12 protein-coding genes are annotated in these 13,852 nt (G+C 62.5%); 10 read left to right on the top strand and 2 right to left on the bottom strand.

The window, feature by feature from the left end:
* The first annotated feature begins 111 nt into the window (after positions 1 to 111).
* Positions 112 to 1,026 carry an alpha/beta fold hydrolase gene (locus AC3ZU9_RS17010; protein WP_102060970.1) on the top strand — a complete coding sequence of 305 codons (915 nt, stop codon included), beginning with the start codon at positions 112 to 114 and terminating at the stop codon, positions 1,024 to 1,026.
* On the opposite strand, the gene AC3ZU9_RS17005 is transcribed toward AC3ZU9_RS17010, so the two are convergent.
* On the bottom strand, positions 960 to 1,964 hold the full coding sequence (locus AC3ZU9_RS17005) for a GlxA family transcriptional regulator (protein ID WP_043205119.1): 1,005 nt from the start codon (positions 1,962 to 1,964) through the stop codon (positions 960 to 962). The two genes, AC3ZU9_RS17010 and AC3ZU9_RS17005, sit on opposite strands and share 67 nt — an antisense overlap.
* A 90-nt stretch (positions 1,965 to 2,054) precedes the next feature.
* On the opposite strand from AC3ZU9_RS17005, the gene AC3ZU9_RS17000 reads away from it, so the two are divergent.
* On the top strand, positions 2,055 to 2,735 hold the full coding sequence (locus AC3ZU9_RS17000) for a DJ-1/PfpI family protein (RefSeq protein ID WP_012723329.1): 681 nt from the start codon (positions 2,055 to 2,057) through the stop codon (positions 2,733 to 2,735).
* Between the two features lie 618 nt (positions 2,736 to 3,353).
* Here the strand turns inward: AC3ZU9_RS17000 and AC3ZU9_RS16995 are convergent.
* Positions 3,354 to 3,983 carry a LysE family translocator gene (locus tag AC3ZU9_RS16995; RefSeq protein ID WP_102060969.1) on the bottom strand — a complete coding sequence of 210 codons (630 nt, stop codon included), beginning with the start codon at positions 3,981 to 3,983 and terminating at the stop codon, positions 3,354 to 3,356.
* 167 nt (positions 3,984 to 4,150) lie between these two features.
* Here AC3ZU9_RS16995 and AC3ZU9_RS16990 point away from each other — a divergent pair, with 167 nt between their 5' ends.
* The 8 genes from AC3ZU9_RS16990 to AC3ZU9_RS16955 all read left to right on the top strand — a co-directional run bounded on the left by AC3ZU9_RS16990 (position 4,151) and on the right by AC3ZU9_RS16955 (position 13,849).
* Positions 4,151 to 4,423 carry a TonB-dependent receptor gene (locus AC3ZU9_RS16990; protein WP_093544950.1) on the top strand — a complete coding sequence of 91 codons (273 nt, stop codon included), beginning with the start codon at positions 4,151 to 4,153 and terminating at the stop codon, positions 4,421 to 4,423.
* Positions 4,424 to 4,715: 292 nt separating this feature from the next.
* On the top strand, positions 4,716 to 6,155 hold the full coding sequence (locus AC3ZU9_RS16985; protein ID WP_046036744.1) for an undecaprenyl-phosphate glucose phosphotransferase: 1,440 nt from the start codon (positions 4,716 to 4,718) through the stop codon (positions 6,153 to 6,155).
* The gene (locus tag AC3ZU9_RS16980) at positions 6,155 to 7,615 is read left to right on the top strand and encodes a mannose-1-phosphate guanylyltransferase/mannose-6-phosphate isomerase (RefSeq protein ID WP_490091020.1); all 1,461 of its coding nucleotides are present in this window, start codon (positions 6,155 to 6,157) and stop codon (positions 7,613 to 7,615) included. Before AC3ZU9_RS16985 ends, AC3ZU9_RS16980 begins: the two co-directional genes overlap by 1 nt.
* A gap of 1 nt (position 7,616) precedes the next feature.
* Positions 7,617 to 8,528, top strand: coding sequence for a glycosyltransferase family 2 protein (locus AC3ZU9_RS16975; protein ID WP_012723325.1), 912 nt, complete (start codon positions 7,617 to 7,619; stop codon positions 8,526 to 8,528).
* A 29-nt stretch (positions 8,529 to 8,557) separates the two neighbouring features.
* Positions 8,558 to 9,334 (top strand): polysaccharide biosynthesis/export family protein, encoded by a 777-nt coding sequence (locus tag AC3ZU9_RS16970; protein ID WP_102060968.1) that lies wholly within the window; start codon positions 8,558 to 8,560, stop codon positions 9,332 to 9,334.
* 15 nt (positions 9,335 to 9,349) lie between these two features.
* Positions 9,350 to 11,341 carry a GumC family protein gene (locus tag AC3ZU9_RS16965; RefSeq protein ID WP_046036743.1) on the top strand — a complete coding sequence of 664 codons (1,992 nt, stop codon included), beginning with the start codon at positions 9,350 to 9,352 and terminating at the stop codon, positions 11,339 to 11,341.
* Entirely contained in the window at positions 11,341 to 12,531 is a 1,191-nt protein-coding gene (locus tag AC3ZU9_RS16960; protein WP_012723322.1) for a glycosyltransferase, read from the top strand. Before AC3ZU9_RS16965 ends, AC3ZU9_RS16960 begins: the two co-directional genes overlap by 1 nt.
* On the top strand, positions 12,521 to 13,849 hold the full coding sequence (locus AC3ZU9_RS16955; protein ID WP_064052981.1) for a GH39 family glycosyl hydrolase: 1,329 nt from the start codon (positions 12,521 to 12,523) through the stop codon (positions 13,847 to 13,849). Before AC3ZU9_RS16960 ends, AC3ZU9_RS16955 begins: the two co-directional genes overlap by 11 nt.
* Positions 13,850 to 13,852 lie beyond the last annotated feature (3 nt).

Here is a 13,852-nt window from a genome sequence, read left to right as displayed (position 1 = left end):
TGATGGGCAGGCCCTCGACCACGGTCTCGACACGTCACGCTACGGCCTTCAATCGTGCGCCATCCCGTCACGCCCATCGGCTAGCGTTCCAGCACCTGAAAGGAGCCCACCATGACCACCGCGTTCCCCCTGCACTCCGTGCGCACTTCCATGCTCGACATGGCGTATGAAGCCCACGGCCCTGCCGAGGGTGCGCCGGTGATCCTGCTGCATGGTTTCCCCTACGACCCGCGCGCCTATGACGAGATCGCGCCGGTGCTGGCCGCGCGCGGTTGTCGGGTGTGGGTGCCGTATCTGCGCGGTTATGGCCCGACGCGGTTTATCAATGAGCAGGTGATGCGTTCCGGGCAGCAGGCAGCGTTGGCCAAGGACCTGCTGGACTTCATGGATGCGCTGGGCATTGCGCAAGCCACCCTCGCCGGCTATGACTGGGGTGGGCGTGCCGCGTGTATCGTCGCGGCGCTGTGGCCCGAACGGGTGCGTGGGTTGGTGACCGGCGATGGCTACAACATCCAGGACATCGGCAAATCCCTCACGCCACGCACGCCTGTGACGGAGCATCGCTTGTGGTACCAGTTCTACTTTCACACCCAGCGCGGTGTCGACGGTTTGACTGCCAACCGCCGTGAGCTCTGCAAGCTATTGTGGTCACTGTGGTCGCCGTCCTGGGCCGAAGGGCCGGGCCTGTATGACCAGACGGCGGCGTCGTTCGATAACCCGGATTTTGTCGAGGTGGTGATTCACTCCTATCGCCACCGTTTCATGTATGCGCCCGGCGACCCGGCGTTGGAATCCATCGAGCAGGCCCTGGCACTGCAACCGACGATTTCGGTGCCGAGCATTTCGTTGTGCGGCGCCGATGACGGCGTAGGTCCGCCGCCCGAGGTGGATGATGACGTCGAGCATTTCAGCGGGTTTTACCGGCGCCAGGTGTTGCCAGGCGTGGGCCACAATATTCCTCAGGAAGCGCCGCAAGCCACGCTTGATGCGCTGCTGGCGTTGCTGGGCGAAAAGCGCTCGCGGTAGGCCTGGGGCGTCACGTCCAGCGCGCGCAGGAAGCTGCGCCGCAACGTTTCTTCACAGCCAAACCCGCACTGCACAGCGATGCGTTTGATCGACGCCGTGCTGTCGGCCAGTTGTCGGCGCGCGGTTTCGACGCGGATCAATTCGACGGCACGCGCCGGAGTCTGGCCGGTTTCGGCGCGGTAATGGCGCACGAAGCTGCGCTCGCTCATGCCCGCTTGGGCGGCCAGGGTGGGAATGTTCAGGTCCAACGTCAGGTTTTCGGCCATCCAGGCGTGGAGCTCGGCGAAACGGTTGTCATCTTTTTGCAGGGACAGCGTCACGCTGAATTGCGACTGGCCACCGGGGCGCTTGAGGAACACCACCAAGTGCCGCGCCACTTCCAAGGCCACCGCGCGGCCCAGGTCTTCTTCCACCAGCGCCAGGCACAGGTCGATGCCGGCGGTGACACCGGCGGAGGTCCAGACGGCGCCCTGCTGGATGAAAATCGGGTTGGACTCCACCGTCAACGAGGGGAACTTGCGCGCCAGCTCTTCGCAACGCGTCCAGTGGGTGGCCACGCGGCAACCGTCGAGCAGGCCACTGGCGGCCAGCAGGAAGGCGCCGGTGCACACCGACGCCATGCGCCGCGTGTGCTCGGCTTTTTCCCGCACCCAATCGACCAGTGCCGGGTCTTCGGCGGCGCCGTATACACCCCAGCCCCCTGCGATCACCAGCGTGTCGCACGGCGTATCGACGGCAGGCAGCGGCTCGGCCACCAGCGCCAGACCGGCGGAAGTCATCACCGGCTGCGCCTGCGCGGCGATCACCGAGACGGCATACGGCAAGGGTTCGCCGCGCTGGCGCGCCAGGTCATTGGTGGAGGCGAACACTTGCAGCGGCCCGGTGACATCGAGCACTTGGGCGTTATCGAAAGCGAGTACATGGACGATTCGAGGCATGATTGGCGTGATTCGTGGGCTCAATGGCGTATTCGCCAAAGCCTAGGCCTCTAGAGTGAAGCCGTCCACCCCTTTGACGGAGCTTCATTCATGACCTTGCAGATCGGCTTTCTGTTGTTCCCCGGCATCCAGCAGCTGGACCTCACCGGCCCTTATGACGTACTGGGTTCGTTGCCGGATGTGAAACTGCACCTGGTGTGGAAAGACCTGGAACCCGTCACCTCCAGCACCGGCCTGGTGTTCACCCCGACCATGACCTATGCCGAGTGCCCACGCCTGGATGTGATCTGCGTGCCCGGCGGTTCCGGCGTGGGCGCACTGATGGAAGACCCGCAGACCCTGGACTTCCTCAAGGCCCAGGCGCAAACCGCGCGCTACGTGACCTCGGTGTGCACCGGCTCGCTGGTACTGGGCGCGGCGGGTTTGCTGCGTGGCCGCCAGGCGACGACCCACTGGGCCTACCACGACATGCTCGCCCCGCTCGGCGCCATCCCCGTGCAGGCACGCGTGGTGCGTGACGGCAACCTGCTGACCGGCGGCGGCATCACCGCCGGCATCGACTTCGCCCTGAGCCTGGCGGCCGAGCTGTACAGCGAAGCGGCGGCGCAGCTGGTGCAATTGCAGATCGAATACGCGCCGGCGCCCCCCTTCAACTCCGGCCGCCCGGACACCGCGCCCCAGCACGTGCTGGAAGAAGCCAACAAACGCACCACCGAATCGCGCAGGGTGCGCGGCGAGATCGTCGCACGCGCGGCTGCACGGTTAGGCTGATTCTGCAAAACACCTGCAAGCGCCGGCTCGCCGGCGATAACCAAAGTTATCGACACAACTGTGCAGCCCCTCCACTAACCACGATGCGAAGCGAGCCGCTCTTGATCCTGATCTTGATCTAGCTTTTGATCTCAGGCGCCCCGTCAAACACGCTGGCCGGAATTCGACAGGGATTTGGGGGGTAAACCGGCAGGGATGCCGGTTTAGCCGCCCCGCGCCATGGATGGCGCGTGGCGGCGGCCCCCCAAATACCTATCGGATTACGGGCACACCGAGCGTGAGCGAGGTGCCGAGTGTTGGGGCAAGAGCCTTTTTGGTTACTTTTGGGGCTCTTTTCCAAAAGTGACCCGCCGTAAGGGCGGAACCCATAGCAGCCGTGACCTAAATAACGGATATGTACCCAGTCTGATCCAACACCCACATCGCCTGCCAGGCCGCCTTCGCGAGCAAGCCCACTCCCACATTTTGATCGCGGTGCAACAGTCAGATTGCGGTCGGCCGTTAGGCCGCCCGCGGGAGCAAGCACCCTCGCCACAGGTCCACGGTGAACCTCATACACCGAGGTACCCACATCGCAGGCTAGCCAGCTCCCACATTTGGCTAAGCCGTACTCTCAAGTCACGCAGGCCGAGACATCACCGCCAAACGCACCGCCAGTACCGTCAGCACCGTCGCCAAGCCCCATTTCTGTAGCCAAGCACCTTTTGAGCGACCAGCAAAAAACCGCCTCAGCGCCCCCCCAAAAATACCCAGCAGCACATGAAATACAGCTGCAATCAAGGTCAACACCCCCCCAAGCACCATCAACTGCACCGCAATGGCCCCTGCTTCCGGACGTACAAACTGCGGCAAAAACACCACAAAAAACAACAACGCCTTGGGGTTGAGCAGGCTATTGAGCATGGCCTGCAGAAACACCCGGCCCAAGGGCACGCGGTTGATGTGCGCCGCGTCCGGCCCAGGGCTTTTCTGCAAGGTCTTGAACACCAGCCACAACAGGTAGACCACCCCCGCATACCGGATCACATCAAAGGACGGCGGCCAACTGGCAACCAACGCCGTCACCCCGGTAGCGGTCAAGGCCGTCAACAGCACGTCGGCCACGCCGATACCCAGGGCCGATGCCATCCCCCCGCGCCAACCGTGGGTGACGCCATGGCTGATCACAAAGGCCATGTTCGGCCCCGGGGACAACAGCAACAACAGCACAGCACCGGAAAAAACCGCCAGGGTCGCGAGGTCGATCATGCTCAAGCCTTCCACCGGGAAAAGCCTGCAGATTAGTCCGTGCACCCAGGGCGGACAAAAAATTGTGCTGGATACATTGCGCTGCGGCACTTGCGAAGGGTTACGCCCAACGACTGTGTGATGCGAAACATTATTAATTAAGACGGCTGCGCCAGGATGCCTGGACCGTGGCACTCAACGGCAACAATTTGTTCGACAAAAGCTATTACAACACGGTCGGCACCGCCTCCTGGGGCAACTTCTACGGTGAACCACGCAATTTTACAGTGAGTTTGAAAAGCAACTTCTGCTCCGGCGAAAGCCCCGGTGGCAGGGCACTAAGTGCGCCTTTCCACACCCTCTTTGTCCCCCTTTTCTACCTCGTTTCGAAAAAGGTTTCACCTTTAAGCAGGCAAAATCCTGCATTTGTTCCTACACTCAAAAACACAGCCAATGACTGAGTTTTCAGACAAGGAACGTCAATAAAATGCCTCAAAAAAGACTGGTCAACCTATCTAGCACGACACTCCCGCAGCATCGTCAATCAATTGACTAACCATACAAGGAACACTCCTTTAGTCACTACCCCCGCAAGATCAATTCAAATGGTTAGTTGTTTTTGTATCGTGCATTTGAATTGGAAAGTTGCGTATTACCCAGAGTAGTCGTTCGGTCTACGTTCTAAAGCGGCTCGCCGCCTTATTGAGCCAATAGCCGAACAGTGGAATCTGGAGTGCAATGAGGGATGTTTATATGCGAGATAAGTCGTCCGTCGACAGCCTGTTTTTAACGCGCGCCGGTTTTGTTGAGTTCTTTGTTGTATTCGTCAAGTTGATCCATGGCTTGAGTGCCATTTTACCCCCACTGGTCCTGGTGCTCATCCTGGACCCGATGGACCCCGAGCTGCGCGCCCACTTCCTGGGCCTGCTGGTTTTTTTCGCGGTCCTGACCATTATTCTGTTCCAGGCCCTGGGCATCTATTCCGAGGAATTGTTCAGCAACCGCCTGCGCCTGAAAATCAAGATCAAGGCCTGGACCGCGGCGTTTTGCATTCTGCTGTTCATGTACCAGATCCTGCAGTTTTTCCCGCAATTGACCCCGCGTAACCTGGTGGTCTGGTACATCGCCAGCCTGGGCTTGTTTTGCCTTGAGCGCCTGGTGATGCTGCGCCTGTACAGCCGGCTGATGCGCGCCGGCAAATACCTGCAACGCACGGTGATCCTGGGGTTTACCGACACCGCTGTGCATGTTGCCGATCACCTGCAGCGCAACGGTGATATCCGCTCCGGGTTGGTGGGGTTTATCGACGACCGCACCGAGCGCATTCCCAAGGAACTGAGCAACCTGCCCCTGCTGGGCAACACCCGCGACTTGGAAAAGCTGATCCGCGCCGAGCAGGTCAATCAGGTGATGATCTGCCTGCCCTGGGCCGCCGAGCAGCGCATCCACGGGCTGGTCAACCGCCTGCGGCAGCTGTCGGTGAATGTCATGCTGGTGCCGGACATGGCTGCCCTGCGCTACGGCCATAGCAAAATCACCGATGTGGGCGGCATCTTGATGTTCAACACCTCGCAGTTGCCGCTGCGCGGCTGGTCGCCGGTGATCAAACGCTGTGAGGACTTACTGTTGGCCAGCCTGGCGCTGGTGTGCCTGTCACCAGTGATGTTGGCGACGGCGATTGCGATCAAGCTCGACTCCAAGGGCCCGGTGCTGTTTCGCCAGAACCGCTATGGCTACAACGACAACGAAATCCGCGTGTTCAAATTCCGCTCGATGTACACCGACCAGAGCGACTTCACCGCCGAACGCCAGACCACCCGCGAAGACCCACGCATCACCCGCGTGGGCCGCATCATCCGCAAGACCAGCATCGACGAGCTGCCACAGTTGTTCAACGTGCTACTGGGCAACATGTCCATGGTCGGCCCGCGCCCGCATGCCACCGCGACCAAGGCGGCAGGCGTTCCCTTCGAGGTAGCGGTGAGCGAATACAGCTCACGGCACCGGGTAAAACCGGGCATCACCGGTTGGGCGCAGATCAATGGTTACCGGGGCGAGACCGACACCCTGTTCAAGATCCAGAAACGTGTCGAGTACGACTTGGAGTACATCTCCAAGTGGTCGGTGTGGTTTGACTTGTACATCGTCTTCATGACGGTCCCCGCCGTCCTTTCCACCAAGGAAGTGTATTGATGAACACACTCAACGGATTAATTCCCTGCATCATTTCCGGTGGTTCGGGCACGCGGCTGTGGCCGGTGTCGCGGCAGAACATGCCCAAGCCGTTCATGCGCATGCGCGATGGCCAGAGCCTGCTGCAGAAAACCTTCCAGCGCGCGGCCAAATTGCCCGGCGTGGAAAGCGTGTTGACGGTGACCAACCGCGACCTGCTGTTCCGCACCCTGGATGACTACCGCCTGGTCAACAAGGCCCACCTGCCCCTGGACCTGTTGCTCGAACCGTTCGGCCGCAACACGGCGGCAGCGATTGCCGTGGCGGCGCTGCATGTGCAGGAACATTTCGGCGGTGAGGCACAGTTGCTGGTGATGCCCGCCGACCATCTGATCCTCAATGAAGTGGCGTTCGCCGAGGCCGTGACTCAGGCCCGCGACCTGGCCGAAGCCGGCTACCTGGTGACCTTCGGCATCCAGCCCGATCACGCGGAAACCGGCTTTGGCTATATCGAACAGGGCGAGCCGCTGAGCACCGGCAACCGGGTCAAGCGCTTCGTCGAAAAACCCGACTTGGCCACCGCCCAGGGCTACCTCGACGGCGGCAAGCACCTGTGGAACGCCGGCATGTTCTGCTTCAAGGCCAGCACCCTGGTGGAGGAACTCGCCGCCCATGCCCCCGACGTGCTGGAATCCGCCCGCGCCGCGCTGGACCACAGCCAGAGCCTGCAAAACAAAACCTCACGCCAGCGTGAACTCGACTCGGAAGCATTCGGCAGTGCGCCGGATGTGTCCATCGACGTGGCGCTGATGGAGAAGTCCAAGCAAGTCGCCGTGGTGCCCTGCGACATCGGCTGGAGCGATATCGGCTCGTGGGAGGCCCTGCGCCAGCTCACCCCCAGCGATGCGCATGGCAACCAAGTCAATGGCGAAGCGATTTTGCATGACGTGCACAACTGCTACATCGACTCGCCCAAGCGCGTACTCGGCGCCGTGGGCGTGCGCGACCTGATCATCGTCGACACCCCCGATGCGCTATTGATCGCCGACGCCCACCGCAGCCAGGACGTGCGCTACATCGTTGCCGAGCTCAAGCGTCAGAACCATCCGGCGTACAGCCTGCACCGCACGGTCACACGGCCGTGGGGCACCTACACCGTGCTGGAGGAAAGCAGTCGCTTCAAGATAAAGCGCATCGTGGTCAAGCCCCAGGCGTCGCTGTCACTGCAGATGCATCACCACCGCAGCGAACACTGGGTGGTGGTCAGCGGCGCGGCGCAGATCACCAACGGCGAGCGTGAATTTTTGATCAACGCCAACGAGTCCACCTACATCCCGGCCGGGCACAAACACCGGCTGACCAACCCCGGCATCATCGACCTGGTGATGATCGAGGTGCAGAGCGGCGAGTACCTGGGCGAGGACGACATCGTGCGCTTCGACGACATCTACGGGCGCGCCCCGGCAGACGTGAAAAAATGACATGCGCACCTCATTGATCATCCCGACCCGTAACGCCTCCAGCCATCTGGCCCGCTTGCTGCCGGCGCTGAAGATGCAAACCCTGCAACCTGACGAAACGCTGGTGGTGGACAGCGCCTCCAGCGATGACACCGTGGCGCGCTTTCGCGCGTTTGGTGCACGGGTCGAGGTGATCGACGCGCGCGACTTCAACCACGGCGGCACCCGGCGCTGGGCCAGCGAACAGGTGAGCGGCGACGCGTTGATCGTGATGACCCAGGACGCGATTCCCGCCACCCCGGAAACCTTCGCCAACCTGCTCGCGGAGTTGCAACAGGACCCGCTCAACGGCGTGGCCTACGGGCGCCAGTTGCCCCACCCCGATGCGGGCGTGTTGGGCGCGCAATCGCGGCACTTCAACTACCCGGAACAGAGCCGCAGCAAAAGCCTGGCCGATGCTCCGGAACTGGGGATCAAGACCTGCTTCAGTTCCGACTCGTTTTCCGTGTACCGGCGCAGCGTGCTGCAAGCGGTGGGCGGGTTCCCGGCCGACGTGATCGGCAGCGAAGACGCTTTCGTGGCGGCGCGCATGCTGCTCGACGGCTACAAGGTGCGCTACGCCGCCACGGCGCTGGTGCATCACTCCCACGATTACAAGCTCATGGATGAGTTTCACCGCTACTTCGACATTGGTGTGTTCTATGGCCGCGAGCCGTGGATCAAGCAGGCCTTTGGCGATGCGGGGGGCGAAGGCAAGCGCTATGTGCTGGCCGAACTCGCAGCCTTGCGCAAGGCCGGCGCCTTGCACCGCGTCCCCGAAGTGCTGGTGCGCAGTGCGTTCAAACTGCTCGGCTATCGGCTGGGCCATCTGGAGCGTCGCCTCCCCCTCGCCCTCAAGCGGCGCATCAGCATGTTTCCCGGTTATTGGAGGTGAGCATCATGACCTACAGGAAGTCCCCCTTGATGAAACAAACCCTGCTCGTCGTGGCCATGATGGCCCTGGCCGCCTGCAATACACCGGCGCGCATCGTCCCGCCGGACAGCGACACCGTCGAGGCCGGCAAGCGCGCCCTCGACCAGCTTGCCCAGCTGCCACCGGCGGTGGAGCGCATCCGCATCGGCGACCAGTTGCGCATCGTGCGCGATGCCGGCGAGATGCCGACGCTGTCGGCGTTCAACGTCAGCACCATCTACGAGCTGACGCTGTACACCGTGCAGACCGACGGCAAGATCAACTACCCGTTCCTGGGGCCGATCCAGGTCGCCGGGCGCCAGCCTTCGGAGCTGGCCACGGAGCTGACCAGCAAGCTCGCCCCGGTGTACCGCGAGCCACGCGTGACGGTGAACATCAACCAGGCGCCCGCCAGTTCAATCATTGTCGGCGGCGCGGTGAACAACCCGACGGCGGTGCAAATCGCCACGGCCAACACCCTGGAGCAGGCGATTATCGGTGCCGGCGGGGTCAGCCCGGCAGGCAATGCCAGCATGGTCGCCCTGCTGCGCGAAGACGCCCAGGGCGCGTATCGCGCGTATTTCCTGGACTTCAGCCAACTGCTTAACACCGGCCCCAATGGCCGCAAACCCGTGCACCTGCAACGTGGCGATGTGGTGTTCGTGCCCAAGTCGAACGTGGGCGAGCGGATCCAAGGGGTGGACACCTACATGAACCAACTGATCCCGTTCACCAAGTCCATTGGGGTTGGCTACAACTACACCCGAACCAGCGGCGGCAACAACTAAAGGAGCGACATCCCAATGATCGAGATCCGTTCTTTTCGTGATCTTCTGCGCTTGTTCTTCATCTTCCGGCACGAGTTCAAACTGGCGGCGATTGCCGCGCTGGTGATCATCCTGCTGGGGGCGTTCCTGCTGCCGGCCAAGTACGAATCCACTGCGCGGCTGTTGGTGAAACCGGGGCGTGATTCGACCCTGCCGATCGAGATCAGCAACCGCCAGGCGCTGGTGATGCCCAGCACCCAGCGTGACCCGATTGTCGACGAGGAGCGTTTGCTCACCGGTCGCCCCATCGTGCGCGCCGTGGCTGAACATTACCTGGAAGTGATCGACAACGCGCCGCCGCCGGAAGGCTTCTGGAAGCGCACCAAATACTACGTCAAGAGCGGCGTGGGGGCGGTGTTCGACGGCATCCGCGTGGTGCTGGAAACCGTCGGTGTGGTTGAGAAAACCACCCCGGTGGAACGCCTGGCCGCCGGCCTGGAAAAGAACTTTGAGGTGAGCCACGCCGCCGGTTCCACGGTGATGGACATCAGCTTCAAGTGGGGCGACCCGGAGATCGCCCAGGCGGTGGTCAAGGATTGGGTCGAAACCTACATCAACGAACGCACCCAGGCCCTGGGCCGCAAGAGCCTGTACGCCTTCTACGAAGGCCAGGCGGCCAACAGCGCCACTGAGATCAAGAGCTACAAGCAGCAGATCCTCATCCACCTGAATGAGATCGGCGCCGCCAGCATCACCGACCGTTTGGAAGACCTGTCCGAGCGCATCAACGTGCTGCGCGGCGAGACCTTCAACACCACGCGACTGATCGCTTCGTCCGACAGCGCCATCCAGAGCACGCGCAGCCAGCTCAAGGGCCAGCCCAAGGAAGTCACCACGGTGCGCCAGATCGCACTGAACCCGCAGCAGCAGGATTTGCGTCGCCTGCTTAACCAGAAGCTGCTGGAAAAGGCCGACATGATGCGCACCTACACCGACAACGCGCCGCCGGTCAAAGCCCTCGATGCCTCGATCCGTGCGATGCAGGTTCAGGTCGCCAATGAGAGCAACACGGTGCAAGCCTCGGAGAACCGCGCGCCGAACACCCTGGAAATCCACCTGCAGCGCGTGCTGCTGGACGAAACCAGCAACAACCAGGCGCTGCGTACCCAGTTGGTCCAACAGCAAAAACAACTGTTGAACCTCGAAGAACAACGCAAGCAAGCCCTGGAAATCGAACCCGAACTGGCGCGCCTCTCCCGCGAGCTGAACACCACCGAGCGCAACTACGCGCTGTACGTGGACAACCTGGAAAAATCGCGCATCGACCGCGAGCTGGACAACAGCCAGATCAGCAACATCGCCGTGATCGAAGAAGCCACCCTGAACCCGGGCCGGATCTTCCCGAAAACCCTGGTGATGCTGTTCCTGGCGATCCCGTTTGCCATCGTCGTCGGCTTGCTGGTGATCTACCTGTGCTACCTGCTCGACCAGCGCATTCACGACGGTGGCCTGGTGGAACGCAAGTTCGGCCTGCCGCTGTGGACCACCCTGCCGGAGCTGGACACCACCACCGCGCAAAGTGCCAACGCGTTCAATGCGAGCATCTACCGGCTGTACAGTTTGCTGCAGCCCGACCGCATCGCCGAAGAGGGCCTGGTGCTGGGGCTGACGTCGGCACGCCACGGCGAAGGGGTGACCTTTGTGGTCGAGCAATTGCGCCAGCTGCTGCGTGAGAATGGCGTCAATGTGCGCGTCGGCGGGTTGGAGCCCGCGGCGCCGGGTGAAGTAGTGCTGCTGGACGCCTCGGCCCTGCTGGACAACCGCGAAGCGTTTATCGCGCTGCGCCGCGCCGACCTGATCGGGCTGGTGGTGGAAGCGCGCAAAAGTACCGTGCCGGTGGTCGAGCATGCGCTGTCGATCCTCAACACCGCGTTCGGCAAGGTGGACGGCATCATCATCAACCGGCGCAAGTTCGAAGTGCCGAGCAAGGTGCTGCAGACCATCGGTAAATACCGGGGGGCGTTCTGATGCGGATCGCCCTGCTCGCACCCTTGCCGCCGGAGAAAAACGGGATTGCCGACTACGCGAACCATTTCCGCACGGCTTTGGAACACCTTGGTGTGACGGTGCTGACGCCGTTGGCCGGTGTGGCGGGCAACTCCGAGGCGATCCAGCCAGCCATCCGCGCGTTCGACTGGCAAGCCGTCGACCTGGTGCACGCCGAGCTGGGCGGTGGGCGGCTGGGGGAATTCCTGGCCTTGCGTGAACTGCGCAAGGCGTACCCCCGATTGCCATTGACGGCTACCGTGCATGACCCGGAGCGCATGGTGTGGCGGCGTGAGCACCTGCCGTTTCCGCTGAACCTGCTGGAGCGCCTGCCCAGCCCATTGCCCCAGGCCGCCGTGGTGCTGGCCGACCCGCTGACCTTGCGCGAAGAACGCCAGGTTGCCAAGGGGCTGACCCGGCTGGTGACCCTCACCCGCCTGGGCGCCGACTGCCTGAGCCAGCGCATGCAACTGCCCGCCGGCAAAGTGGCGGTGATCAACCACGCCAACCTCGCCGTTCCCCCAGCCCCGTTGCCGTCGCTCGACACGCTGCACCTGCTGTACTTTGGGTTTATCTACCGTGGCAAAGGCATCGAAGACCTGGTGCAGGCCCTGGCGGATGTGTTCAAGCAAGCCCCCGAATTGCGCGACCGCGTGCGCCTGACCCTGGCCGGTGGCACCGCCGCGGAAATGGCGTTTGGCGCGGGCGGTAACTACCTGGAGCAGTTGACCGCGCAGATCGCCGCGCTGGGCCTGACCGGTTGCATCGACTGGCGGCTGAACCTGCCCGCCGATGAAATTGCCCAGACCATCCAGGCGCACCATGTGATGGTGCTGCCGTATCGCGAATCGAAAAAACTCGGCCTGCTGGGGCGCCAGCGCGGCACCAGCGGCGCGTTGTCCTGGGCCACCGCCTGCGGGCGCGGCGCGATCACCTCCGATGCGCGCGCGTTCGCCGAGGAGGTCGCCAGCGGCAACGGTGCGATCTACCCCGAAGGTGATGTGGCCGCGCTCAGCGAACAACTGTTACGCCTGGCACGCACGCCGCTATTGGCCAGGGACTGGGCCGAACGCGCCGGGGAGATTGGCCGCGAACGTCTTTGGCCGTTGACGGCGCAGAAATTCAAGCAGCTCTTCGAAGAGGCCATTGCAGGGTCGACCTATGGCACGTAAACGCACCTACCTTGCCACCTTCGCGGTGGTCGCGGCCCTGGGCCTCAGCGCATTTTTGTGGGGTCGCCAGGCGGACGCCGAAAGCCATGTGCTCAAGGGCAGCAAGGAGGTGGTGTGGAAGGATTTCCTGGGGGTGAACGCGCAGTTCTTGTGGTTCAGCCCCGAGCGCTACCAGAAGCAGATCGACCGTCTCAAGGCCCTGGGCCTGGAGTGGGTACGCCTGGATTTGCACTGGGATCAGCTGGAGACTGCGCAGAATCAATACAAGCTCGCGACCCTCGATGAACTGGTAGGCAAGCTGCAACAGAACCAGATCAAGTCGGTGTTTTATCTGGTCGGTTCGGCGCGTTTTATCACCAGTGCCCCGCCGCTGTCGATGTACCCGGACCAGTACCCACCGAAAGACCCCAACGTGTTCGCCAACCGCATGGCGTTGCTGTCCCAGCGCTACCCCAGCGTCGATGCCTGGCAAGTCTGGAACGAACCGAACCTGCTGGGCTTCTGGCGCCCGGCGGCAGACCCGGCGGGTTACGCCAAACTGCTCACCGCCACCACGCAAGCGTTGCGGGTGGTAAACCCGAACAAACCCGTGGTGGCCGCCGGCATGGCATTCTTCAGCGAAATGCCCAATGGCCAGACCATGTTCGACGCGTTGGGCGCGCTGGGCGTGGCCAGCCTGAATACGGTGGTGTCCTATCACCCCTACACCCAATTGCCCGAAGGCAACGACCCGGCCAACCTGGACTTCATCGCCAAGACCACCCAGCTCAACCAGGCCCTGCGCAACGGCGGCGTGAATACCCTGTGGAGCACCGAGTGGGGCTGGTCAACCTACAAGGGGCCCAAAGACGCCCAGGACATCATCACGCCCCAGGCACAGGCCGACTACGTGGTTCGCCGCCTGGCGCTGATGAGTGCGATGGATTACGACAAGATCTTCCTGTTCACCTTGAGCGACCTGGACCAGCGCGCCAGCATCCGTGATCAGTCCTATGGCTTGTTGGATATCGACACTAACCCCAAGCCCGTCTACACCGCATTGAAGAATTTCCTCGACGTCAGCGGACCGAAGCTCACGCCGGGCGATCCGCCGGTCGCCGACCAGCTGCCGGACGGCCTGTTCAGCATCGGCTGGACCCGCGCCGACGGCCGCAAGCTGTGGTTTTTCTGGTCAGCCCAGGGTGGCAACGCGCACTTGCCGGGCCTGGCCAGCGCCACCCTGTACGACCCGCTGCGCGGCACACAAACGCCGGTGAGCGGTACCAATGGCCTGACCGTACCGGTCAAGTCGAACCTGCAAATTCTGTTATGGGAGTAAGGC

The organism is Pseudomonas sp. A39, assembly GCF_058145955.1.
The sequence above is the reverse complement of the archived record's forward strand: the minus strand, read 5'-3'. Positions and strand labels throughout refer to the sequence as shown.

Coding starts and splice junctions, on each gene's coding strand:
- AC3ZU9_RS17010 (WP_102060970.1), top strand. CDS start 112: ATGACCACCGCGTTCCCCCTGCACTCCGTGCGCACTTCCATGCTCGAC.
- AC3ZU9_RS17005 (WP_043205119.1), bottom strand. CDS start 1,964: ATGCCTCGAATCGTCCATGTACTCGCTTTCGATAACGCCCAAGTGCTC.
- AC3ZU9_RS17000 (WP_012723329.1), top strand. CDS start 2,055: ATGACCTTGCAGATCGGCTTTCTGTTGTTCCCCGGCATCCAGCAGCTG.
- AC3ZU9_RS16995 (WP_102060969.1), bottom strand. CDS start 3,983: ATGATCGACCTCGCGACCCTGGCGGTTTTTTCCGGTGCTGTGCTGTTG.
- AC3ZU9_RS16985 (WP_046036744.1), top strand. CDS start 4,716: ATGCGAGATAAGTCGTCCGTCGACAGCCTGTTTTTAACGCGCGCCGGT.
- AC3ZU9_RS16980 (WP_490091020.1), top strand. CDS start 6,155: ATGAACACACTCAACGGATTAATTCCCTGCATCATTTCCGGTGGTTCG.
- AC3ZU9_RS16975 (WP_012723325.1), top strand. CDS start 7,617: ATGCGCACCTCATTGATCATCCCGACCCGTAACGCCTCCAGCCATCTG.
- AC3ZU9_RS16970 (WP_102060968.1), top strand. CDS start 8,558: ATGAAACAAACCCTGCTCGTCGTGGCCATGATGGCCCTGGCCGCCTGC.
- AC3ZU9_RS16965 (WP_046036743.1), top strand. CDS start 9,350: ATGATCGAGATCCGTTCTTTTCGTGATCTTCTGCGCTTGTTCTTCATC.
- AC3ZU9_RS16960 (WP_012723322.1), top strand. CDS start 11,341: ATGCGGATCGCCCTGCTCGCACCCTTGCCGCCGGAGAAAAACGGGATT.
- AC3ZU9_RS16955 (WP_064052981.1), top strand. CDS start 12,521: ATGGCACGTAAACGCACCTACCTTGCCACCTTCGCGGTGGTCGCGGCC.